General features: G+C 29.3%; 26 protein-coding genes, 1 tRNA gene, 1 pseudogene and 1 riboswitch. Of the genes and pseudogenes, 27 read left to right on the forward strand and 1 reads right to left on the reverse strand.

Annotation, left to right across the window (positions count from 1 at the left end; genetic code table 11):
- Positions 1-3: 3 nt before the first annotated feature.
- The 19 genes and pseudogenes from QU666_RS00770 (at position 4) to QU666_RS00860 (ending at position 15,313) form a co-directional block, all read left to right on the forward strand.
- Entirely contained in the window at positions 4-1,569 is a 1,566-nt protein-coding gene (locus QU666_RS00770; protein WP_021768514.1) for an ABC transporter substrate-binding protein, read from the forward strand.
- A gap of 9 nt (positions 1,570-1,578) precedes the next feature.
- The gene (locus QU666_RS00775; protein WP_021768515.1) at positions 1,579-2,364 is read left to right on the forward strand and encodes an ABC transporter ATP-binding protein; all 786 of its coding nucleotides are present in this window, start codon (positions 1,579-1,581) and stop codon (positions 2,362-2,364) included.
- Positions 2,357-3,262, forward strand: a complete 906-nt coding sequence (locus QU666_RS00780) for an ABC transporter ATP-binding protein (RefSeq protein WP_369750582.1) — start codon at positions 2,357-2,359, stop codon at positions 3,260-3,262. The genes QU666_RS00775 and QU666_RS00780 overlap by 8 nt, the downstream gene beginning before the upstream one ends.
- 299 nt (positions 3,263-3,561) lie before the next feature.
- Positions 3,562-3,745, forward strand: a riboswitch (cobalamin riboswitch).
- Between the two features lie 192 nt (positions 3,746-3,937).
- Positions 3,938-4,645, forward strand: a complete 708-nt coding sequence (locus QU666_RS00785) for an energy-coupling factor ABC transporter permease (protein WP_036070035.1) — start codon at positions 3,938-3,940, stop codon at positions 4,643-4,645.
- Entirely contained in the window at positions 4,645-4,947 is a 303-nt protein-coding gene (locus QU666_RS00790) for an energy-coupling factor ABC transporter substrate-binding protein (RefSeq protein ID WP_006805277.1), read from the forward strand. The genes QU666_RS00785 and QU666_RS00790 overlap by 1 nt, the downstream gene beginning before the upstream one ends.
- On the forward strand, positions 4,934-5,626 hold the full coding sequence (locus QU666_RS00795; RefSeq protein ID WP_012806218.1) for a CbiQ family ECF transporter T component: 693 nt from the start codon (positions 4,934-4,936) through the stop codon (positions 5,624-5,626). The genes QU666_RS00790 and QU666_RS00795 overlap by 14 nt, the downstream gene beginning before the upstream one ends.
- A complete protein-coding gene (locus QU666_RS00800; RefSeq protein ID WP_012806219.1) occupies positions 5,619-6,425 on the forward strand; it encodes an energy-coupling factor ABC transporter ATP-binding protein in 807 nt (268 codons plus the stop codon). The genes QU666_RS00795 and QU666_RS00800 overlap by 8 nt, the downstream gene beginning before the upstream one ends.
- Positions 6,422-7,765: a cobyrinate a,c-diamide synthase gene (locus QU666_RS00805; protein WP_021768518.1), complete on the forward strand. Its 1,344-nt coding sequence runs from the start codon at positions 6,422-6,424 to the stop codon at positions 7,763-7,765. Before QU666_RS00800 ends, QU666_RS00805 begins: the two co-directional genes overlap by 4 nt.
- Before the next feature lie 258 nt (positions 7,766-8,023).
- The gene (locus QU666_RS00810) at positions 8,024-8,668 is read left to right on the forward strand and encodes a precorrin-8X methylmutase (RefSeq protein WP_012806221.1); all 645 of its coding nucleotides are present in this window, start codon (positions 8,024-8,026) and stop codon (positions 8,666-8,668) included.
- A gap of 30 nt (positions 8,669-8,698) precedes the next feature.
- Positions 8,699-9,823 carry a cobalt-precorrin-5B (C(1))-methyltransferase CbiD gene (cbiD, locus tag QU666_RS00815; protein WP_006805271.1) on the forward strand — a complete coding sequence of 375 codons (1,125 nt, stop codon included), beginning with the start codon at positions 8,699-8,701 and terminating at the stop codon, positions 9,821-9,823.
- Positions 9,795-9,920, forward strand: a pseudogene (locus tag QU666_RS11765) (precorrin-6Y C5,15-methyltransferase (decarboxylating) subunit CbiT); the annotation flags it as partial. The gene cbiD and the pseudogene QU666_RS11765, both read left to right, overlap by 29 nt.
- 295 nt (positions 9,921-10,215) lie before the next feature.
- Positions 10,216-11,466 carry an ATP-binding protein gene (locus QU666_RS00825; protein WP_021768521.1) on the forward strand — a complete coding sequence of 417 codons (1,251 nt, stop codon included), beginning with the start codon at positions 10,216-10,218 and terminating at the stop codon, positions 11,464-11,466.
- A 101-nt stretch (positions 11,467-11,567) separates the two neighbouring features.
- Complete coding sequence (locus QU666_RS00830) at positions 11,568-12,041, forward strand: hypothetical protein (RefSeq protein WP_036070047.1); 474 nt, start codon at positions 11,568-11,570, stop codon at positions 12,039-12,041.
- Between the two features lie 10 nt (positions 12,042-12,051).
- Positions 12,052-12,780, forward strand: coding sequence for a precorrin-2 C(20)-methyltransferase (gene cobI, locus QU666_RS00835; RefSeq protein WP_006805266.1), 729 nt, complete (start codon positions 12,052-12,054; stop codon positions 12,778-12,780).
- Complete coding sequence (locus QU666_RS00840) at positions 12,756-13,652, forward strand: hypothetical protein (protein WP_021768523.1); 897 nt, start codon at positions 12,756-12,758, stop codon at positions 13,650-13,652. The genes cobI and QU666_RS00840 overlap by 25 nt, the downstream gene beginning before the upstream one ends.
- 46 nt (positions 13,653-13,698) lie before the next feature.
- Positions 13,699-14,382, forward strand: coding sequence for a hypothetical protein (locus QU666_RS00845; protein WP_021768524.1), 684 nt, complete (start codon positions 13,699-13,701; stop codon positions 14,380-14,382).
- A 53-nt stretch (positions 14,383-14,435) separates the two neighbouring features.
- On the forward strand, positions 14,436-14,834 hold the full coding sequence (locus tag QU666_RS00850) for a DUF1016 N-terminal domain-containing protein (RefSeq protein WP_021768525.1): 399 nt from the start codon (positions 14,436-14,438) through the stop codon (positions 14,832-14,834).
- Entirely contained in the window at positions 14,809-14,991 is a 183-nt protein-coding gene (locus tag QU666_RS00855) for a hypothetical protein (protein ID WP_021768526.1), read from the forward strand. The genes QU666_RS00850 and QU666_RS00855 overlap by 26 nt, the downstream gene beginning before the upstream one ends.
- Positions 14,984-15,313: a helix-turn-helix domain-containing protein gene (locus QU666_RS00860; protein ID WP_036070050.1), complete on the forward strand. Its 330-nt coding sequence runs from the start codon at positions 14,984-14,986 to the stop codon at positions 15,311-15,313. The genes QU666_RS00855 and QU666_RS00860 overlap by 8 nt, the downstream gene beginning before the upstream one ends.
- Positions 15,314-15,333: 20 nt before the next feature.
- Here the strand turns inward: QU666_RS00860 and QU666_RS00865 are convergent, their stop codons facing one another.
- Complete coding sequence (locus QU666_RS00865) at positions 15,334-15,747, reverse strand: pyridoxamine 5'-phosphate oxidase family protein (RefSeq protein ID WP_021768528.1); 414 nt, start codon at positions 15,745-15,747, stop codon at positions 15,334-15,336.
- 245 nt (positions 15,748-15,992) lie between these two features.
- On the opposite strand from QU666_RS00865, the gene QU666_RS00870 reads away from it, so the two are divergent.
- From QU666_RS00870 to gap, 8 genes are all read left to right on the forward strand, one after another.
- The gene (locus QU666_RS00870; protein WP_021768529.1) at positions 15,993-16,163 is read left to right on the forward strand and encodes a hypothetical protein; all 171 of its coding nucleotides are present in this window, start codon (positions 15,993-15,995) and stop codon (positions 16,161-16,163) included.
- Positions 16,164-16,197: 34 nt separating this feature from the next.
- Positions 16,198-16,959, forward strand: coding sequence for a precorrin-4 C(11)-methyltransferase (gene cobM, locus QU666_RS00875; RefSeq protein ID WP_036070051.1), 762 nt, complete (start codon positions 16,198-16,200; stop codon positions 16,957-16,959).
- Entirely contained in the window at positions 16,959-17,543 is a 585-nt protein-coding gene (locus QU666_RS00880; protein ID WP_021768531.1) for a hypothetical protein, read from the forward strand. The genes cobM and QU666_RS00880 overlap by 1 nt, the downstream gene beginning before the upstream one ends.
- Positions 17,544-17,604: 61 nt before the next feature.
- Positions 17,605-18,630, forward strand: coding sequence for a hypothetical protein (locus QU666_RS00885; protein WP_021768532.1), 1,026 nt, complete (start codon positions 17,605-17,607; stop codon positions 18,628-18,630).
- Between the two features lie 267 nt (positions 18,631-18,897).
- Positions 18,898-19,587 (forward strand): hypothetical protein, encoded by a 690-nt coding sequence (locus tag QU666_RS00890; RefSeq protein ID WP_021768533.1) that lies wholly within the window; start codon positions 18,898-18,900, stop codon positions 19,585-19,587.
- Positions 19,588-19,628: 41 nt separating this feature from the next.
- Positions 19,629-20,324 (forward strand): hypothetical protein, encoded by a 696-nt coding sequence (locus tag QU666_RS00895; protein ID WP_021768534.1) that lies wholly within the window; start codon positions 19,629-19,631, stop codon positions 20,322-20,324.
- A gap of 228 nt (positions 20,325-20,552) precedes the next feature.
- A tRNA-Gln gene (locus tag QU666_RS00900) sits at positions 20,553-20,627 on the forward strand.
- Between the two features lie 211 nt (positions 20,628-20,838).
- On the forward strand, positions 20,839-21,852 hold the full coding sequence (gap, locus tag QU666_RS00905) for a type I glyceraldehyde-3-phosphate dehydrogenase (protein WP_021768535.1): 1,014 nt from the start codon (positions 20,839-20,841) through the stop codon (positions 21,850-21,852).
- The last annotated feature ends 18 nt before the right edge of the window (positions 21,853-21,870 follow it).

Consider the following 21,870-nt stretch of genomic DNA (forward strand, 5'->3'; position numbering starts at 1 on the left):
AGAATGTTGAAAAATCGTAAAAGTAAATTTTTAATTTTAATTTTGGCAGTGTTGATGCTGCTTGTAGCATGTGGTGGAAAAGGTGGTTCTGGAAAAAGTAAAACTAATCCAGATGAACTTGTAGTTGGAGTAACTTCGTTTGCAGATACGCTTGAGCCTACAGATCAGTATTTTAGCTGGGTTGTAACTCGTTATGGTGTTGGAGAGAACTTGACAATTTTTGATGAAAAAGGTAACTTGCAGCCATTGCTTGCTGAAAACTGGAAATTAAGTGATGATAAATTAGAATGGACTTTCAAGATAAGAGATGGAGTAACTTTCTCAAATGGACATCCATTGACAGCAGAGGCAGTAAAAAAATCAATAGAAAGAGTATTTGCTAAAAATAAAAGAGCAGAATCATTCTTTAAATATGCTTCAATAGAAGCTAGTGGACAAGAATTGAAAATAAAAACAAAAGAGCCTGTAGCAATATTGCCTGAATCATTGGCAGATCCGTTGTTCTTAATAGTTGATACGTCAGTTAATACAGATGAATTTGCTCAAAAAGGGCCAATATCAACAGGACCATTTGTTGTACAAGAATTTAAGCCTGGTGAACAGACAGTTGTTGTAAGAAATGAAAATTACTGGAATGGAAAAGCAAAATTGGCAAAAGTAACATTTAAAGATATAAATGATCAAAATACAAGAGCATTATCTCTAAAATCAGGAGAAATTGATGTGGCATACAACTTGAAAGTTACTAATAAAGCTGATTTTGAAGGAGATAAAAATATTGTAATAAACGAATTGAAATCATTAAGATCAACTTATGCGTTTATGAATCAAACAAAAGGATTGAAAGACAAAGCATTGAGAGAAGCAATAATAAGAGGTGCAAATAGAGAAAACTATACACAAAACTTATTACAAGGTGGAGCAACTCCAGGAAAAGCACCAGTTCCTCCAACATTGGACTACGGATTTAATGAATTAAAAGATGAAAATGCCTATAACCGTGAAAGTGCTAAGAAAATATTAGCAGATGCAGGATATAAAGATGTGGATGGAGATGGGTTTGTAGAACGTCCTGATGGATCAAAAATTGACTTGAACTTTGTAATTTATACAAGTAGAGAAGAATTGCAAATTTATGCTCAGGCATTTCAAACTGACATGAAAGAAATTGGTATAAAAGTTACGTTAAAACCTGTAAGCTATGAAACAGTTTTGAGCATGAGAGATGATTCAAACTTTGATATGTTAATTTGGAACGTACTTGCCGCAAATACTGGAGATCCTGAAAAATACTTGCATGAAAACTGGTACAGCAAAGCAGAAACAAACAAAACAGGTTATTCAAACCCTGAAGTTGACAAAATGCTTGATGAATTATCAAAAGAATTTGACAAAGCTAAGAGAAAAGATCTTGTTGTAAAAATACAGCAGCTAATAATGAACGATGCGGCGACATTATTCTTTGGATATGAAACTACATTCCTTTACAGTAACAAAGTGGTAACAGGGCTTAAAATGTATCCAATGGATTACTACTGGATAACAAAAGATGTAGCAAAAGCTAATTAAGGAGAATTTATGTTGGAGATAAAAGATTTGACAATTCAGTATGGAGACAAACCTCCAGTAGTTGAAAATTTTTCTCTTTCATTGAAAAAAGGTGAAATAATAACAATTGTGGGGGAAAGCGGTAGTGGAAAATCTACCGTTCTTTCTTCTATTTTAGGACTATTGCCAAATGGAGGGAAAATAATTTCAGGCGATATAATTTATAATGGAGACTCAATGCTCAGTAAAAGCCTTAATCAATGGAGGGAACTGCGAGGAACTGAAATAACAATGATTTCACAGGATTCAGGAGGAACTCTTAATCCAATAAGAAAAATAGGAAAACAATTTGTCGAATACATTCAGACACATTCCAAAATGTCAACAAAAGAAGCTGAAGAAAAAGCGAAAGACATGTTTTCCAAAGTAAACTTGCCAGATCCTGAAATCATTATGAAAAGCTATCCGCATCAACTGTCAGGTGGAATGAAACAGCGTGTAGGAATAGCAATGGCACTAACTTTCCATCCAAAAATTATTCTGGCAGATGAGCCTACAAGTGCATTAGATGTTATAACACAGGCTCAAATAGTGAAGGAAATAATGGACCTCAGAAAAAAATTTGACACTTCTATCATAATGGTAACCCACAATCTGGGAGTTGCCGCATATATTTCAGATAAAATAATTGTTATGCAAAATGGAAAAATTGTTGATGCAGGTAATAAAAACGAAGTTATAGAAAATCCAAAAAGTGAATATACTAAAAAATTGCTAGAAGCTGTGCCTGAAATTGGAGGTGAAAGGCTTGTCTAATATTAATGACGTAATTCTTGAAACAAAAAATCTTACAAAAATTTATGAAAAATCAAATGATAAAAAAGTAGTGGCTTGTAATAAAGTGAATTTAAAAATTCATAAAGGAAAAACTTTGGGAATTGTTGGGGAATCAGGATCAGGAAAAACAACACTTGTAAATATGCTTATGGACTTGGAAAAGCCAACCTCTGGAGAGATTTTGTATCACGGAAGGGATATAAGCAAGTTTACAAAACAGGAAGTTTGGGAAAATCGACAAAATATTCAGATAGTCTTTCAAGATCCATGGTCAGCTTTTAATCCAAAAATGAATGTTATGCAAATCCTCACAGAGCCATTAATGAACTACGGGAGATTAAAAAGATCAGAAAGAAAGCAAAAAGCTATAGAACTTCTTAAAATGGTTGACTTGCACGAAGAATTTGTAACAAAGTATCCACAAAATATGAGCGGTGGGCAAAGACAAAGGCTTGGAATCGCAAGAGCAATTTCGCTTGAGCCAGAGATACTTATATGCGACGAGGCAACTTCCGCACTTGATGTTTCCATTCAAAAAAATATAGTGGAACTTCTTGTAAAGCTGCAAAAAGAAAAAAACATAACAATGATTTTTATATGCCACGACATAGCACTAATAGAATCTTTTGCACATGGAATCGTAGTAATGTATCACGGAGACGTAGTGGAAACGATAGAGGGTGGACAAATTTCTGAAAAAGCAAAACATCCATATACGAAATCGTTATTGAGTGCAATTTTTCCTGTACGTGGAGAACCAATTAAAATTAAGTCAGATAGTAATAGTTATTTTTATAGCGAAGAAAATACAGCAAGGCTTTTGAAAGCGAAGGAGCAAATTGAAAAAACTGTGAAGACGACTGAAAGCAAGAATTAATAAAAAAGAGAGGGTAATTTTCAAATGGAAGTGAATACATAGTAACAAAAAATTTTTCAGAAAAAGTAGAAATATGAAATACAAGTCCAAAGGAATAAAATTATATGATTCAATAGAAAAATAATAATTTATTAATTCCTAAAAATATAAAGTTTGATAAATTTCAATGTTTGGAATATAAACGAGATATATCAATAGATAATATTGAAACACGAATATTTATATACTTAATATACAGGAAAAATTATTAAAATAAAATTTTTTATACAGGGTTGACAAATATAAGAAAGAGAGTATAATAATAGTAAAGAATTATAGGTGTTTTACAAACTTAATAAGGAAATCGGTTAGAATCCGATACAGCCCCCACTACTGTGAAGCTGACGAAAGTACACAAAACCACTGAAATATTTTGGATATTTTGGGAAGGGTATGAGTAGGATGAAGTTAGTCAGGAGACTTGCCTAATAATTTTTTATATAAAATTTTCTGGGAAGGGAAGATTTAATATACATCAATGTAAAAATAAATCAACGGTGATTTGTTCCATAAATATACTATGCGATGATGATATAGTTATTGTTGTGGAAGTTTTGACGTGTATTGGCTTCAGCTTTGGCTGATTTTTTTTTGGAACTTGCCGAAGGTTAAATTAAATTTGGAGAAGGAGAGAAAATGAAAAAGAGAACATTATTGTTTTTGGTTTTAACCAGCATGCTGTTAATAGGTGTAAATGGTTACTCAATGCACATTATGGAAGGTTTTTTACCTTTAAATTGGGTTATAGTATGGTTTGCAGTGTGTATTCCGTTTTGGATAATAGGAATAAAGAAGCTTCAATCTGTTTCTAAAGGGAGCGTGCGGGAAAAAATGACGCTTGCATTAGCAGGTGCATTTATATTTGTATTGTCTGCACTAAAAATTCCATCAGTTACAGGAAGTTCGTCACATCCTACAGGAGTAGGGCTATCTACTATATTATACGGACCTTTTGTAACTTCCATTCTTGGAACAATCGTATTAATATTTCAAGCAGGATTGCTTGCACACGGAGGATTTACAACTTTGGGAGCAAACGCTGTTTCAATGGCAATTGCAGGACCAATTGTATCATATTTAGTGTATAAAGGATTTGAGAAAAAGAATAAGGCGTTAGCGGTATTTTTGGCAGCAGCGTTAGGAGATCTTGCGACTTATGTGGTAACATCAATTCAGCTTGCACTTGCATATCCATCTCCACAAGGTGGAGTAGTTGCTTCATTTATCAAATTTGGAGCGGTATTTGCAGTAACTCAGGTTCCTCTTGCAGTTATCGAAGGGCTACTTACAAACGTGGTGATGAATATACTTGAAAAATATAGCGTAAAAGAGGTGGAAGCTTAATGTCGGAAAATAAAAACAAAAGTGTATTTAAAAAGAATATTATTTTAATAATTGCAATAATTTTAATAGGTGTTATTCCTTTGCTTCTCGTAAAATCTGAATTTGGAGGATCTGATGACAAGGGAGAAGAAGTAATAAAAACTATAAAACCTGATTATGAGCCATGGGCTAAAAATTTAATAGAATTACCAGGAGATGAAACTGAAAGTCTGCTGTTTGCATTACAGGCGGCATTAGGTGCAGGAATTGTAGGGTATGTATTAGGCTATTTCAAAGGTGAAAGAAAAAATGCTAATAGATAAGGTATCTTACACAAATCCCATAAAAAATATAAACCCCGGAGTAAAGTTTATATTGTCAATGACGACATTAGTATTTTTACTTTATACTGGAAGTAAAATAGTATTTGTTTTTAATTTTATACTGTTTAATTTACTTCTTTTGTTTGTCGTAAAAGTGAAAATAGGTGACTTGTTAAAGCTGAACTTTATTCCGGCTTTATTTATTTTAACAACTGTAATTTCCTTGCTGTTTATAAAAGCGGATATATGGACATTTTTGCTACGTTCATTTTCCTCGATAGCTGTAGTTTATTTCCTTATTTGTTCTACTCCAATTATAGATTTGGACTATATATTTGCAAAGCTGAAATTTCCTAAAATATTTAGGGAAATGTTTTTACTAATTTACAGATATATATTTTTATTATTTGAAAATAAGGAAAAATTACATAATGCACAGGAAGTAAGACTAGGATACAGCAGTTTTAAAAATGGGATGAAATCATTTCCAATGCTAGTAGTTGCTATATTAAAAAAAACATACTACTATAATCTGAATTCTATAAAGGCTGTGGAATCAAGAATGGGAAAGGAATTTATTTTTTCTCATAGAAAATATAAAAAAATTGGGTTTGAAATAATATTCGTAATAATAATAGTTATAATAAATTTATATTTGGTGGTAAAATACAATGCTTAGACTTGAAAATATAACTTTTTCATACGACGAAGAAACAGAGGCTCTAAAAGATGTGACTTTGAATATTGAAAAAGGGAAAAAAACATTATTTCTTGGGGAAAATGGCTCAGGAAAATCAACATTATTTTTAATAATGAATGGACTTTTGAAAGCACAAAAGGGAAATATTTATTTTGAAGAGAAAAAAATAGAGCATAAAAAGAAAAATCTCGAAGAATTGAGAAAAAAAGTCGGGATAATTTTTCAGGATCCTGAAATACAGATTTTTGCACCTTTAGTATTTCAGGAAGTAGCTTACGGACCTGAAAATCTTGGATATTCTAAAGAGGAAGTAGAAAAAAATGTAAACAGGGCAATGAAAGAAATCAATATAACAGATTTAAAAGATAGACCTTGTCATCATCTGAGCTATGGACAGAAAAAAAGAGTCTCAATAGCTGCAATTACGGCAATGGAGCCAGAACTTCTTATTCTAGATGAGCCAACTGCATGGCTTGATTCTAAAAATACAAAAAGAGTATCAGAAATTCTAGATAATTTTTCCAAAGCAGGAAAAACAATGGTGGTATCAACGCACGATACAGATTTTGCCTATGAATTTGCTGACTATATCTATGTCCTTGAAAAAGGGAGAATTGTACGGCAAGGGAGCAGGGACGAGGTTTTTGAGGATTTTGAATTTTTGAAGAAATTAAATTTGAATATTCCAAATGTACTGAAAATAAAAAGTTATCTCAAGTATAAAAATCTTGATGAAAATGATTATTATAAATTTTTGGAGGAAAAAAACTTGCTATGAAAAAAATACTTATATCGGGAGCAATGAGTGGTGGTGGAAAGACTACAGTAAGCAGCATATTGATGTCAGCTTTTGAAAATGTGGCACCTTTTAAAGTTGGTCCAGACTACATCGACCCTGGCTATCATGAGTTGTTCACGGGAAATAAATCTCGTAATTTAGATGCTTTTATGTTTGATGAAAGTACGTTAAGGCATATATTTGAAACAGGAGCGAAAGGAAGCAATATCGCTATAGTTGAGGGAGTTATGGGGCTTTATGATGGAATTGGGCATGAAAAGGATAATTTTAGTACAGCTCATGTATCAAGAATACTTGATATACCAGTAATTCTTGTAGTTAACGCAAAAGGAATCTCCACAAGCATAGCTGCCGAAGTTTTGGGTTTCAAGCTGTTTGATAAAAATGTTAAAATAAAGGGCATTATTTTAAATAATGTTTCTTCTGAAAAACTATACTTGAACTTGAAGGAAGCGGTAGAAAGATTTACGGGAATAGAATGCGTAGGATATTTGCCGAAAAATGAGAAATTATCGGTGGAAAGCAGACATTTGGGATTAAAACAGGCTTTTGAATTGAAAGGCTCAAAAGAACTTGAGGAAAAGAAACAGCTGTTTAAGGAAATTGCACAAAATTGTTTAGATTTAGAAAAAATTTACGAAATAGCAGAAGAATTTGAAACAAAAAGCAGTATGGACAGTTTTGAGCCAATAATGGACTTAAAGAATAAATATAAAGGAAAACGTGTCGGAGTCGCTAAAGATGGTGCATTTTCATTTTATTACGAGTCAAATCTGGAACTAATGAAATTTTCAGGCTTGGAAATAGTAGAATTTAGCCCTGTAAAAGATGAAAAAATACCAGAAAATCTCGATATGATTTATCTTGGCGGAGGTTATCCCGAACTTTACTGGAAAGAATTGTCTGAAAATGTTTCCATGAAGGAAAGCATAAGACAGGCTTATGAAAATGGAGTAAAAATCTATGGAGAATGTGGCGGATTTATCTACTTAACAAATAAACTGAATTTGCTAGATGGAAATAGCGGAGATTTCTGTGGACTGATAGATGTGGAAATTTCTATGAAAAATAGGCTGAATATCGGAAGATTTGGCTATATAAATATAAAAACTGAAAATGGAATTCACACAAAAGGACACGAATTTCATTATTCAGAAATTTCTGTGGATAATGAAAAGGGAAAATTTTATAAAATAGAAAAAAATGATGGAAGAAATTGGACTTGTGGGTATAGGAAAAATAGCCTTCTAGCGGGTTATCCACACATTTCTTTTTATTCAAATATAAAATTTTTCAAATATTTAATTGAAAAATTGTAAAAAAAGCTATCTAAAATTTAAAAAATAATATATAATTGTATAGTAAAACTATTTAAAAATCGAACTAATCAAAGTTATAGTCAATCCACTTGAAAATTGTTGTAAAACTGTTAAAAAAGCAATGGATTGACTATAGATACAGCATAAAGATTTATTCTAGTTTTAAACTGGAATTGCTGTATTTAAAATTTAAACTTAAAATATTGTTTGATTTTTTTTAGTTTAAAAACATAAAAAAATATTGGAGGGAATCAATTTATGTCGTATATTAAGGATCCGAAAGGGATAGAAGTAAGAAGTTTTGAAATGATTACGGAAGGATTAGGGAACAAGGTAGACCACTTTGCTGAAAATGAGAAACCAATTGTGAAAAGACTGGTGCATACTACTGGAGATTTTGGGTATGCAGATATTACAGAGTTTCATAATGATGCGGTAAATTCGGCTATGGAAGCTATAAAATCAGGGTGCAAGATATATTGTGATACAAATATGATTGTTACTGGATTAAATAAAATAGGTCTTGCGAAATTTGGATGTTCAGCGTATTGTCTTGTAAATGATGAAGAAGTGGCAAAAGAAGCTAAGGAAAGAGGAATTACAAGATCGATGGTTGGAATTGAAAGAGCAGTGAAAGATAAGGATACAAAAATATTTTTGATTGGAAATGCTCCAACAGCATTATTTAAACTGCTTGAAGAAATAAGCAAGGAAGGGGCAGAAAAGCCTAAACTTATTGCAGGAGTACCAGTAGGATTTGTAGGATGTCCTGAATCAAAAGCCGCGCTTTCAGATTATGATGTGCCATTTATAAGAACTAACGGTACAAAAGGTGGAAGTACAGTAGCTGTGGCAGTATTACATGGAATACTGTATCAAATGTTTGAAAGAGACAGATATTAAAAAACTATTAACAAAGGGAAGGAAGTAAAAATGGAAGAATACGTATATTTTAACGGTAGAAAACTAAGATATGGCTATACAACGGGAAGTTCTGCAACGGCAGCCACGAAAGCTGCACTTATGTATCTTCTGCAAGACGGAGAACAGGATATACCAGAAGTAACTATCGGACTTCCCTCAGGAAAATCTATAACAATAAAAGTAGATTCATTAAAAAAAGCAGATAACTATGCACTTGCATCGGTTTTAAAGGATGGGGGAGATGATCCTGACGTTACTCACGGACTTCAGATTTTTTCAAAGGTAAGTTTGCGTGATGATGCAAAAATAAATATTTTTGGTGGGATAGGAGTAGGGAAAGTTACCAAAAAGGGTCTTCCCATCTCTCCTGGAAATTCTGCAATAAATCCTACTCCTTTAAAAATGATAAGAGCGGCGGTGGAAAGTGTTCTTCCAACTGGAAAAGGTGCAGATATAGAAATTTTTGTGCCGAAAGGCGAAGAAACTGCAAAAAAAACATTGAATGCAAAACTTGGAATTATTGGTGGAATTTCAATTCTTGGTACAACGGGAATAGTAAAGCCGATGTCGGAAGACGCATGGAAAGCATCGCTTGCCATTGAATTGAAGATGGCTCTTGAAAATGCTGAAAATGGCGAGGCAATATTTCTATTTGGAAACAGGGGGAAAAAATATTTAACTGACAATTTTGAGGATAATACTTCATTATCTGTTGTAATAAGTAATTTTGTAGGCTATATGTTTGATAGGGCTTGTGAATTTGAAGCAAGAAAAATTTACTTTATTGGTGAACTTGGAAAATTTGTGAAAGTTGCAGGAGGGATATTTCATACACACAGCAGAGTTTCTGACGCAAAAATGGAAATACTCGCTGCAAATGCATTGCTTGTAGGCGAAAGCATGGAAAACCTGAAAAAGATAATGGCTTCCAACACAACCGAAGAAGCTACAAAATACATTGAAAAAACAGAAGTTTACGATCTTCTGGCAAAAAAAGCCAAACAGAAATGTGAAGAATATTGCCGAAGAAATGGTTGGGATCTGGAAGTGGAAACACTTATTATTTCTGCTGAAAGAAAAGAGCTGGGAAGCAGTAAGAACTTTTTTGATAATTTTAAAAGAAAAGGGCTTTAAGGATATAGAAGTTGTTACGGTTGTTGTTAGCAGATTGAAAAAATTAGACTATACTATGATGTTTGGAAAAAATGCTATTTGTATAATAGACCTGTTAGACAGCCTAAGTTTTTTATTTTCACAAGGGGTTTTAATACCCCTTGTTTCAGAATATTTGTTTTATCAAATTCTAAATGCAAGTTTAATTAAATTTATGAATAAATAAAAGCTGGTAAAACCTCATTGATAATTTTAAATTATAGGATTACATCCCTTAAAAAATCAAAAATTCCAAAATTTACGGAATATATTCCTTAAATTCTGTTAATTCATAAAAAAATAGGACTATATTCCATAAAATTTGATTTTAAAATAAAAAAGGGGTATAATTTAAAAGGAAATGAGGTGTTAAAATGATAAGGATAGATAGAAAAGAATATTTAGATTTTTTAGTAAAATCAAAAGACAGACAGATAATAAAGGTTGTGTCTGGTGTAAGAAGATGTGGAAAATCCACTCTTTTTGAGATATATAAAGATTTTCTGCTTGAAAATGGAGTTGCAAAAAATCAGATTATATCCATAAATTTTGAAGATATGGATTATGAAGAACTTACAGATTATAAAAAACTTTATGAATATATAAAATCTAAAATGATTGGAGATAAAAAAAATTACATATTTTTAGATGAAATTCAGCATGTGGATAAATTTGAAAAAGTTGTAGACAGCCTTTTTATAAAAGAAAATACAGACCTGTATATAACAGGTTCTAATGCCTATTTTATGTCGAGCGAACTGGCAACCCTTTTAAGTGGACGTTATATAGAACTGAAAATGTTGCCTTTATCATTTAAGGAGTATTATCAGGCTAAATTAGAATATGAAAAAATGGAGCAAAAGGAAAATAGAATATCAAAAACACTTATACAATATTATAATGAATATATAGTAAACAGTTCGTTTCCTTATACTTTACAGTTAGACAGTGATTTGAAAAATATACATGAATATTTAAGTGGAATATATAACTCTGTGCTTTTAAAAGATATAGTTGCAAGATTGAAAATTTCAGATGTGATGAGACTTGAAAGTGTTGTTAAATATATATTTGATAATATCGGTAATTTGACTTCGCTTTCAAAAATAGCGAATACCTTAACTTCAATGGGAAGGAAAACGGATGCAAAAACCATTGAAAAGTATATTAGAGGGCTTACTGACAGTTTACTTGTGCATGAAGTTAGTAGATACAATATAAAAGGGAAAGAATTCCTATCTACATTATCAAAATATTATGTTACTGATTTAGGACTTAGACAGATGATTTTAGGTAATAGAAATATAGATATGGGTCATATACTGGAAAATGTAATTTATCTTGAACTGCTTAGAAGAAAAGGCAATGTATATGTCGGGCAGTTTGATAAAAATGAAATTGATTTTGTTATTGTCAATTCAAATGAAATTGAGTATTATCAGGTCGCTTTGACTGTCTTAGATGAAAACACTTTAAAAAGGGAACTGGATGCCTTTAAAAATATTAAGGATAATTATCCAAAGCATCTTATAACTTTAGATGATGTAATGGTAAATACTGACTATGACGGAATAAAGGTTGTAAATGCTCTGGAGTGGTTGTTGGAAGAATATCTAGTAAGATAAAGTACTGGATGAATGAAATACAAAAAATTAGGAGATTTATTATGAATTTAAAAATATTCTCATTATTTATATTAATTTTGGGTTCATTTACAGCTTATTCAATGGAGAATAGAAAAGTTTTCAATATTAAAAATGAATGGAGCATAAAATTACCTAAAAATTGGCTAGAAAAAAGAGATGAGGTTGATGGACATCATGTATATTATCCCCCTGGTAACAATTTAATTATTAGAGCATCGAGTTTTTATATCTTTAGAGATTTAGAAAATGGTTCAAAAATAATTACACCAGTTGATGATTTATATGAAATTTTTGATAAAAGCATTAAAAATATAGACCTAGGAAATAATAAAAAATTAGAAGAAAAGAAATTAAATTTGAATAATTTTAAAATAGAGAATTTTAAACATAAATGCTATGAATATGATTATTATGAAGATAATGAAAAAACTTATTCTATTTCTTGCGGGATTATGACTGAAGGTTATTTATTAATTATTAATTTTTATTCTGCTTCAAGAGATGAAGTTGAAAATGCAATAAAATATATTTATAGTGTAGAAAAAATAAATTAGAGGAGAAAAAATGGCTAGTAAATTAGGTAAATTCTATGGAATAGGAGTAGGAGTAGGAGATCCTGAAAATATAACAGTTAAAGCAGCAAAAAGACTGCATGAAGTAGATGTGATAGTACTGCCTGAGGCAAAAAGCGGAGAAGGGAGTACAGCCTTTAATATTGTAAAAGAATATGTAAAACCAGAAGTAGAGCAATTATTTCTGGAGTTTCCCATGATAAAGGATGTGGAAGCGAGAAAAGTTTTTAGAAAAAATAATGCGGATGTAATAAGTGCTGAATTGGAAAAAGGGAAAAATGTAGCGTTTTTAACAATAGGTGACCCAATGACTTATAGCACTTATACTTATGTATTGGAACATATTTCAGATGATGTGGAAGTTGAAACTATTGCGGGAATAACTTCGTTTAACAGTATTGCGGCAAGGCTTAATATACCGCTGATGATTGGAGATGAAGATTTAAAAGTAGTTTCTGTCAATAGAAAGACTGATGTTTATAAAGAAATTGAAAATAATCAAAATTTAGTGTTAATGAAAATTAGCCGAGATTTTGAGAGAATAAGAAAAGCGATTATTGAAACAGGAAATAAGGAAAATATAGTTATTGTTTCAAACTGTGGAAAAGAAAATGAAGAAATTATTACAGATATTGAAAATGTTGAAAGTGTACATTATTTTTCTACATTAATTCTTAAAAAACAGGGAATAGAAGAATGGAAGAGATTTCTAAAAGCGTAAAAAAGTTAAAACCTAAAATAATAATATTTATAGTTTTACAAATTTTATTATTTATGTATTATTTTTGGATTGGAAAATATGATTGGGATTATGGCTTTGATTTGCCATTTCGGTTATTATTTGGTGGAATATTTTCAGCAATAACAGGAATAATTTTTGGATGGATATTTTATTCAATGGGGAAAAGTAAAAATTATGAAAATGACAAAATTTTGAAATTACCGATATTTTTTATAATTTTATCAATAATATTATTGTTTAGAATAGATATTATTGGAGTTATAAAATTATGTTTTTACAACGGATTATTCATTTTAGGAATATTTAGAAGTAAAATAAAGATTAGAAGTTATCTGTCTAAAGTTTCAAAAATTATATTATGGTTTATTTTAATGTACTTTTTAATTCCTGGTTTTGCAATTTGCTTTGGAATTTTTGTCGAAATAGTAAAAAGTATGTTTGGAATTTATGGAGATATGAGCCAATTTAGTATTTTAATTCCATTTGTTGCAATCAATATTTGTTTTGGATTTTTTATAAAAAAGTATTTTGATAAAGAAGAAATTGAAGTTGTAAGAATACTGACAATAGCAGGTTGTCTAATAATTATGGGAATATTTATTTTTATGGGCTTTAATTGGTATAAAGAAGACTATCACGCAATAATTTATACTTTTCCGTATAAAGTATTGATGTATTTAGAAGAAGCTCAGATTAGTATTGAAAAAGTTGGGATTATAAAGACGTTAGAGTCGAGGTACTTTGTTTATGCGATGATTGTTAATATGGGATTTTATTTGGGAACTTTGAAAATAAATAATAAAAATAAAAGGAAAAATTGTGTTGAAAACAAGATTGATGGGGATATTTAATAAGAAGTAGTTAAAATTTAAGAACTAAAAGAAAGAAGGAATTATTATGAAAAAAATATTATTTATTTTGTTACTTGGAGTAACAATTCAAGGACTAGCAGAAACAATTGTAAAAGGAACTTATGATACAAAGAAAAAAAGATACACGGAATTGAGTCAAACTTTTGAAAAGGAAATAAATTTGAGTTATGTATTGCCAAATGATAAAAAAGGTACAGTAACGTATAAAACTGAAAATTATGATATTTTAGTGAGAAAAAGTGATTTATTGGAATTATACAACAGAAAAAGGGAGAAAAAAGAAAATAATATAAAAGATAATATTTCTGATAAGGATAAAAAATTGGATTATGTTCGTAATTATATTGCTGAATTAGTGGAAAACAACAGGGCAGTTATTTATGAAAGAAAAACAAAAAAAGAAATAAAAAATATTGTAAAAGTAAAATATAATAACGATATTTACTATGATGCGGGAAGAGGTTCAAATTACGATGGTTATAAATTTTATACAGATAAAAGTTTGTCACAGGAAATCATGAGATTTGATATTATAACACAATTTGGAATTGCTCTTCACAGCAGTTTGGGAGATAATCCGTATAATAGGGAATTGACAGAAAAGGAAAAAGAATATAGAGAAAAAAATGGAAATCATTTTGAAGAATTAAAGGGATTATATGAGAAAGCCGTTCAAAATCCGAATGTTGAACAAAAAATTAGTTATTAGTAAAAAATATTTGATAAATTATTTTGGAAATTTTATACAATATAGAGGGGAAAATGAATAAAATTGAAAAAGGAATTGAGAGTAATATGGTTTATTTGCAAATTAAAGAATTAATGGAAAATACGAGAAAACAGGTATCTATAAAGATTAATAATATTCTTGTCCAGACTTATTGGAAAATTGGGAAAATTATTATAGAAGATGAACAGAAAAATAATGAGCGAGCGGAATATGGGAAAAACCTTTTAAAAGAATTGTCAAAAAAATTGACAAAAGAGTATGGAAAGGGCTTTTCAAAATCAAATTTATTTAATATGAGAAAATTTTATTTGAAATATCAAAAATTCTGGACAGTGTCTGGAAAATTGAGCTGGTCTCATTGTTGTGAGATTTTGAGTATATCTGATGATAAAGAAAGAGCATTTTATGAAAGAGAATGGTATTCAGTCTGAATATGCACTAGGTGGACTTTCTAATCAGATTTTTGCTTCAAAATACACGTTGTATATTCCTAATAAGGAAGTGTTTGAAAATGAGGTGGAAAAAGTTTTGAGGGAGTATAATAAGAAAATAAAATTAAAAGGAATAGAGAATGATAATTATGAATAAAAAAGAATTACCGAAGTGTTCTGTTGAAATAACACTTTCTTTAATTTCTAATAAATGGAAAATACTTATAATAAGAGATTTGCTCGATGGAACAAAAAGATTTGGAGAGTTGAGAAAATCTATAAACGGAATTTCTAATAAAGTTTTGACATACAATTTAAGAGAAATGGAGGAGGACAATCTTCTTATAAGAAAGATTTATCCTGAAGTTCCTCCAAAAGTTGAATATTTTCTTACTGAAACAGGTTACAGTTTAAAGCCAATACTGGAAAGTATGGACAAATGGGGTATAAATTACCGAGAAAAAACAAAATACGAATAACTGAAATTGTATCAAATTAATTATGGTTTTTCGATTTTAAAATTTTCATTGGTATAAGTTTTTAAATCAAAAGTCCTGATTTCTTCTACATTAATATAAAAAAGTTCAAAAATAGGATTGTCAGGAGTTTTAAAAAGTTCTTTTATTGCTGGATATTCATTTAAAACTCTTGTTTTAAGATCAATATCATCAGTAAAATGAATATTTCCATTTACGGATATAAATGATAAATAATCTTTTGAATGAGAGAGAAAAGAAACGTAAGGACATTTTTTTAACTGTTTATAAACGTTTTTATTATTTGTAGTTGCAAGATATACTTTGTTTTTCTCAGAAAACAGATACTGAAAAATTCTTGTTTTAGGTTTGCTATCATCGAGTGTAGCTAAAATCCCGTAAGAGTTTTCTTTTAATATTTTATTATAATCAATCATCTCAATTTCCTCCAAATATAATTTATTTCGAGTTAGCTAACTGTGTTAATTATAATTTAAAATAGAAAAATTGTAAAGAAGGCACAATTTTATTACAAGGTAACAAAATGGTAACTTTAAAAAGGGGAAAGTGCTATATTAAATTTTATTTATCAAATAACAATGTGTGGCTTATGAAATATACAGGAAGTAAATATTTGATATTTGAAAAGTAAAAATAGTTAAAAATAATAATTTATAATTTGATGAAAAACAAAAAAATAGAAAAAATAAATGTTGAAGAAGTTGAAAAACTTGATAAAATATTTGTTTATCTTGAAAATGGGAAAGTCTGGGAAGCATTTTTTAAGAAAGATAAAAAAATATATTTGAATACAGAAATATCAGTAAGTTTTGAAATAAATGAAATATTATAAAAATAAAAAAATAAAAAAAGAAAGAGGTAATTTTATGAAAAAAGTATACTTCATAGGAGCAGGACCAGGAGATCCTGAATTGATTACAGTAAAAGGGCAAAGAATCGTAAAGGAAGCAGATGTAATAATTTATGCTGGTTCATTAGTTCCAAAAGAGGTTATTGATTGCCATAAGGATGGAGCTGAAATTTATAATTCTGCTTCAATGAACTTGGATGAAGTAATGGAAGTTACGATAAAGGCACAGAAAAAAGGAAAACTGGTAGCAAGGGTTCATACTGGGGATCCGAGCATTTATGGTGCGATAAGGGAACAAATGGATATTCTGGATGAATATGGGATTGAATACGAAGTAATTCCAGGGGTAAGTTCATTTGTAGCTGCCGCTGCTGCAATAAAAAAAGAATTTACTCTGCCTGATGTAAGTCAGACAATAATTTGTACAAGACTGGAAGGAAGAACGCCTGTCCCTGAAGCAGAAAGCCTTGAAAGCCTTGCTTCTCACAAATGTTCGATGGCAATATTCCTGTCTGTGCAAATGATTGATGAAGTTGTAAAAAGATTATTAAAACATTACGATAAAACAACACCAATTGCAATTGTTCAAAGAGCAACTTGGGAAGATCAGAAAATTGTTATGGGAACATTAGAAACAATTGCTGAACTTGTGAAAAAGGAAAAAATTACAAAAACGGCACAAATTCTTGTAGGAAACTTTATGGGGAACGAATATTCTAAGTCTAAACTTTACGACAAGGCATTTTCGCATGAATTTAGAAAAGGAATTGAAGAATAATGAAAAAACTAATAACAATAATTCTATTTATATTTTCCATACAAATTTTTGCGGGACAATATCAAGTAATAAAGCAAAAAAATGTTACTTTGTCAAAAGAGCAGATTGATTTGGAGAATAAGAAAATTGAAGAAAGATTGAATAATTACGCAAAGAAAGACTTGAAAGAGAGTCTGATTTCTGAATTTAAAAAAGTTATTAAGGATATACCAGAAGAGGGTTATTATATTTTGTTGGAATTTTTCTCACAGCTTTCTAATTTTATGGTTGAAAATACTAAAATAAAAATAAAAAATATAAAGTATTTATCAAATACTAAAGCAGTTGTAAAATCTAAAATAACAATGCCTTCATCTGATAGTTTTGATAATCTAAATGAAGGTGAACTAGAAAAAAAATTTATAAAAAAATATAATTTAAAGGAATTTGAAAATACAAATGATTTAAAAACGTTATCGAAACTTGGAATTTTAATGGCAGATTTTATAAAAAAAGAATTTAAAGAAAAACCATCTTATAGAGTTATTGAAGGAGATATTAACTTAGAAAAAGTTAAGAATGGTTGGGAAATCAAAGGAATATGAGCAAATGTTAAATAAAATGAAGTAATAAAATATTATTTATTACGTGAGGATTTTAAAAAATATGGAAATTATAAAACTTGAAAATCAGAAAAATGATTCTTTTTTTGAGGCGGAATGTTTTTTGCATATTGGGGAAGCAAAAGAAGATAAAAATTATGTGGCATTTGTTTTGAGAAGGGAAGATGATCCACTGTATAGCTGTTCTTATTATGATTTTGAGAAAGAAAAGGGAGATAAAATATTTCATTGTTTTGATGGGCAGGATTATTCGTGGAAATGTTACGAAAATGAAGTTACGAATGATGAAAAATTGAAAAATGAAATTTTAGGAAATTATGATATTTTGAGAAACAGCACAATTAGGTATTTGAAAGAAATAATTCATAAAAATAAGGTTGATTTTTCAAAAAAATTAATTGGACTTCTTGAGAAAATAAAAGTTGGAGAAAAAATAAACAAGAAGGAATTTCGGATAGAACTGAAAAAAGTTGGACTGTATAAATCAATTTGGAAAGAAAAAATAGAAATTTCTGATGATGTTGTAACACGGGAAATTGGTTTTGAGAAGATAATGAAATTTATTAAAGAAAATAATGTGAATAGGATTGTCTTTGAGAATGGCGAGTTTTTAGAAAATGAAGAAATAGGAAAATTTATTAGAGAATATATAATTGTAGAATTTCGTGATTTTAAGCCTATTAAAGATTTTGATATGATAAAAATGACTTTGGAAGAATGGAATAATCTCAAGAAATGGAAAAAATTGGAAGTAGAAAATAATATTATTGAAATTGAAGAAAAAGATTTTGAAAAAGATGTTCCGATTTATAGATTAAATGGGAGAAAAATAAATGCAAAAATAGAAGTTACAGATTTTGTGGAAATAAAAAATAATTTTTTTCGTTATTTTAATAAATGGTTTAGTAAGGGAAAAGATAATAATTTGAGAGAAAAGACAGTTATAGAAGGTGTTATACGAGATGGGAGAAAGTTTTATAACTGGATTTTTTTTGATAAAAATAATAAGATTGTAATAAGAGAAGAATATGATGAATTTGGGAAAAGATGTGATTTGATAAAGTTATAAAAATTTAAAAATTGCAAAATAGAAAGAATACTGTACAACAATTAAAAAAAAATAACATGATTAAAGAAACTGATAATAGTTTGATAATCATGTTTTTATTTTTTTTGTATTAATATTACTCTTTCTGTATTATAAGTTCTTTGTATTGTATCACATAAATTATTTTTTCGTAAGTTTTTGCGTTTTAAAATAATTTTTAATTTTAATATTTTTAAAAAATATGTTATACTTTTATAAGAAAGATAAAAGTTAAAACGAGGAGAGTTTATGAAAAAAATATTATTTGTGTTAATGTTAACAGTAATGGGAAATACGTTCACAGCACCAAAATCACAAAAGACTAAAAATACTAGAATAACAACAAGCAGAATATCAGAAAATGATAGAAAAGAAATTGAAAATACTGTCGAAATGGCAATGCAGCCGTTTATAAATATAGTTAAGAATACTGTAGAAACTGAAATTAATAAGCAATCTTCAAAAATTCCAATAGACAGCTTATTTCCAAAAGATTATGTTATGAGTAGTGCTTTGAAAAAGGAAATCGGAAAAAAATATACAGATGAAATAATAAAAGTTGTAATAAATGGTATGAAACCAAGAATTGCTGTAAAAAAGATTAACTATGTTTCTCAAAATGAAGTTCAAGTAAATTATGAGATGAAAGTGAAAAATTTAGATAAAGTTTGGGATTTACTAGATTTTGATGAACAAATGGAAAAACAATTTTTAACAAAAATAGGAGTCAAAAGTATAGACGAAGCAGAAAAAATTATGAAAAATAAAGGAAATGATGAATTAAAGAAAAAATATTACTATGTAATGCTAGATGAAATGGTAAATTTTGTTAATGAAGAAATAAAAAAGACAAAAGAGGAAGAAATCTGGATAGATGATATGTCAGTTACAGTAAAAAAAATAAACGGAAAATGGCAAATTCAAGGTACAGGTAATTAGAAATAAGTTTAACAAAAAAATAAAAAATAAGGAGAGTAAAGATGAAAAAAATATTATTTTTGATTATGTTAATAGTTATGGGAAACACTTTTGCAGAAAATAATCAAGTGCAACAAAATGTACCAGTAAAAACAGTGGAAAATGAAGATATGGAAATAAAAAGAGTACTTTCAAGTAGATTACAATCGTTTTTTTTCACAATTGTAAATGCTGGAATACAAGATAATGAGAAAAGACTCGAAAAAGAAGCTTATAATAGATTATTTAAAAAAGATTATATCATAAGTAATGCGTTAAAATATGAAATTGTAGACAAATATATAAGAACAATTTCAAGAATTACAGCGAGAGAAACCCCATTAAGATTTGACATAAAACAAATAGAATATCTTTCAGATGATGAAGTAGAGGTAGTTTATGATATAAAATCTAAAAATTTGAAAAATGTTTCGGATATGTTGGATTTGGATGAAGAAACAGAAAGACAAATTATGGAAAAAGCTAAAATTAGTAGTGTAAGTGAATTGGAACAAATTATGAAAAATAAGGGGAATGAACCAATAAAACGAAATTACTACAGTATTGCAATAACTAAAAGAATAAAAATGTTTGAAGCAGAAGTAAAAAAAATAACTGAAGAAGAAATTTTAGTTGAAAATGCACCAGCAACATTGAAAAAAATAAATGGAAAGTGGCAAGTTGATAGTTTAGAAAAAAAATTGAAGGGTGCTAAATAAAGAAATATAAACTACACTTAAAATTTTGGAAACAAGATAGCAAGTGTAGTTTTTTATTTCTAAAATAATTAATAAGAAGAAAAGTTAAACTAAATACAATAAACCAAAGATTACTTTATTAAACAATTCTTTATATAATTTAAAAAATAATTTTTAAAATTATAAAATAAAGTGTTGACAAAATGAAAATTTTTTTGTATAATGATTCTTGTCTTAGGAAATAATTGTTGGGCTGTCGCCAAGCGGTAAGGCACTGGACTTTGACTCCAGCATGCAATGGTTCGAATCCATTCAGCCCAGCCATTTTAATTATAAAATATGTGACGTATAACTACTAGTTTTTATAGTGGTTTTTTTTTATAAAAAACGAAAAATTTATATAATTTTTAGTAATTCTAGTATAAAATTTTATTAATTTCTGACTGTTGAAAATTAAACAAAAATATGGTATACTCAAATTGTATAGAATAATATATTTTTTAATATATTAAAATTTTTAGGAGGTATTATTAAAATGGCAGTTAAAGTAGCAATTAATGGATTTGGAAGAATCGGAAGATTAGCATTAAGATTATTAGCTGAACAAACAGACAAATTTGAAGTGGTGGCAATTAATGATTTGACAGACGCTAAAATGTTAGCACACTTATTCAAATATGATTCATCTCAAGGAAGATTCAATGGAACTATTGAAGTTAAAGAAGGAGCTTTCGTAGTAAACGGTAAAGAAATCAAAACTTTCGCAAAAGCTAACCCTGAAGAATTACCTTGGGGAGAATTAGGTGTTGACGTGGTATTGGAAGCTACAGGATTCTTTGCTACAAAAGATAAAGCAGAATTACATGTTAAAGCAGGAGCTAAAAAAGTAGTTATTACTGCACCTGGTGGAAATGATGTTAAAACAGTTGTTTATAATGTAAACCACGAAATTTTAGATGGTTCTGAAACAGTTATTTCAGGAGCTTCTTGTACAACTAACTGTTTAGCACCAATGGCTAAAGCATTAAATGATAACTTTGGTGTTGTAACTGGTACAATGACAACTATCCACGCTTACACTGGAGATCAAAATACTTTGGATGCACCTCACAGAAAAGGTGACTTAAGAAGAGCAAGAGCTGCAGCTGTAAACATTGTTCCTAACTCAACAGGAGCTGCAAAAGCAATCGGATTAGTAGTACCTGAATTAAACGGAAAATTAGATGGAGCTGCTCAAAGAGTACCTGTTCCAACTGGTTCATTAACTGAATTAGTATCAATCTTAAGTAAAAAAGTAACTGTAGAAGAAGTAAACGCGGCTATGAAAGCGGCAGCTAACGAATCATTCGGATATACTGAAGAAGAATTAGTATCTTCTGACATCGTTGGAATTCACTTCGGATCATTATTTGATGCAACACAAACAAAAATCGTTCAAAACGGAGATACTCAATTAGTTAAAACAGTATCTTGGTATGACAACGAAATGTCTTATACAGCTCAATTAATCAGAACTTTAGGATACTTCGCAAGCAAAATTGCTAAATAATTGATTTTAAACAGAAAT

This window comes from Leptotrichia sp. HMT-225 (genome assembly GCF_030644325.1).
GTDB lineage: Bacteria > Fusobacteriota > Fusobacteriia > Fusobacteriales > Leptotrichiaceae > Leptotrichia > Leptotrichia massiliensis.

What these genes read in the sequence shown, in the direction of transcription:
- QU666_RS00830 (WP_036070047.1), top strand. Translation starts at nt 11,568, where the DNA reads ATGGAGAATAGAAAAGTTTTCAATATTAAAAATGAATGGAGCATAAAA.
- cbiD (WP_006805271.1), top strand. Translation starts at nt 8,699, where the DNA reads ATGGAAGAATACGTATATTTTAACGGTAGAAAACTAAGATATGGCTAT.
- QU666_RS00870 (WP_021768529.1), top strand. Translation starts at nt 15,993, where the DNA reads ATGAAAAACAAAAAAATAGAAAAAATAAATGTTGAAGAAGTTGAAAAA.
- QU666_RS00795 (WP_012806218.1), top strand. Translation starts at nt 4,934, where the DNA reads ATGCTAATAGATAAGGTATCTTACACAAATCCCATAAAAAATATAAAC.
- QU666_RS00805 (WP_021768518.1), top strand. Translation starts at nt 6,422, where the DNA reads ATGAAAAAAATACTTATATCGGGAGCAATGAGTGGTGGTGGAAAGACT.
- QU666_RS00845 (WP_021768524.1), top strand. Translation starts at nt 13,699, where the DNA reads ATGAAAAAAATATTATTTATTTTGTTACTTGGAGTAACAATTCAAGGA.
- QU666_RS00840 (WP_021768523.1), top strand. Translation starts at nt 12,756, where the DNA reads ATGGAAGAGATTTCTAAAAGCGTAAAAAAGTTAAAACCTAAAATAATA.
- QU666_RS00850 (WP_021768525.1), top strand. Translation starts at nt 14,436, where the DNA reads ATGAATAAAATTGAAAAAGGAATTGAGAGTAATATGGTTTATTTGCAA.
- QU666_RS00825 (WP_021768521.1), top strand. Translation starts at nt 10,216, where the DNA reads ATGATAAGGATAGATAGAAAAGAATATTTAGATTTTTTAGTAAAATCA.
- cobI (WP_006805266.1), top strand. Translation starts at nt 12,052, where the DNA reads ATGGCTAGTAAATTAGGTAAATTCTATGGAATAGGAGTAGGAGTAGGA.
- QU666_RS00775 (WP_021768515.1), top strand. Translation starts at nt 1,579, where the DNA reads ATGTTGGAGATAAAAGATTTGACAATTCAGTATGGAGACAAACCTCCA.
- QU666_RS00855 (WP_021768526.1), top strand. Translation starts at nt 14,809, where the DNA reads ATGAAAGAGAATGGTATTCAGTCTGAATATGCACTAGGTGGACTTTCT.
- QU666_RS00790 (WP_006805277.1), top strand. Translation starts at nt 4,645, where the DNA reads ATGTCGGAAAATAAAAACAAAAGTGTATTTAAAAAGAATATTATTTTA.
- QU666_RS00810 (WP_012806221.1), top strand. Translation starts at nt 8,024, where the DNA reads ATGTCGTATATTAAGGATCCGAAAGGGATAGAAGTAAGAAGTTTTGAA.
- QU666_RS00895 (WP_021768534.1), top strand. Translation starts at nt 19,629, where the DNA reads ATGAAAAAAATATTATTTTTGATTATGTTAATAGTTATGGGAAACACT.
- QU666_RS00770 (WP_021768514.1), top strand. Translation starts at nt 4, where the DNA reads ATGTTGAAAAATCGTAAAAGTAAATTTTTAATTTTAATTTTGGCAGTG.
- QU666_RS00800 (WP_012806219.1), top strand. Translation starts at nt 5,619, where the DNA reads ATGCTTAGACTTGAAAATATAACTTTTTCATACGACGAAGAAACAGAG.
- QU666_RS00885 (WP_021768532.1), top strand. Translation starts at nt 17,605, where the DNA reads ATGGAAATTATAAAACTTGAAAATCAGAAAAATGATTCTTTTTTTGAG.
- gap (WP_021768535.1), top strand. Translation starts at nt 20,839, where the DNA reads ATGGCAGTTAAAGTAGCAATTAATGGATTTGGAAGAATCGGAAGATTA.
- QU666_RS00880 (WP_021768531.1), top strand. Translation starts at nt 16,959, where the DNA reads ATGAAAAAACTAATAACAATAATTCTATTTATATTTTCCATACAAATT.
- cobM (WP_036070051.1), top strand. Translation starts at nt 16,198, where the DNA reads ATGAAAAAAGTATACTTCATAGGAGCAGGACCAGGAGATCCTGAATTG.
- QU666_RS00890 (WP_021768533.1), top strand. Translation starts at nt 18,898, where the DNA reads ATGAAAAAAATATTATTTGTGTTAATGTTAACAGTAATGGGAAATACG.
- QU666_RS00860 (WP_036070050.1), top strand. Translation starts at nt 14,984, where the DNA reads ATGAATAAAAAAGAATTACCGAAGTGTTCTGTTGAAATAACACTTTCT.
- QU666_RS00785 (WP_036070035.1), top strand. Translation starts at nt 3,938, where the DNA reads ATGAAAAAGAGAACATTATTGTTTTTGGTTTTAACCAGCATGCTGTTA.
- QU666_RS00865 (WP_021768528.1), bottom strand. Translation starts at nt 15,747, where the DNA reads ATGATTGATTATAATAAAATATTAAAAGAAAACTCTTACGGGATTTTA.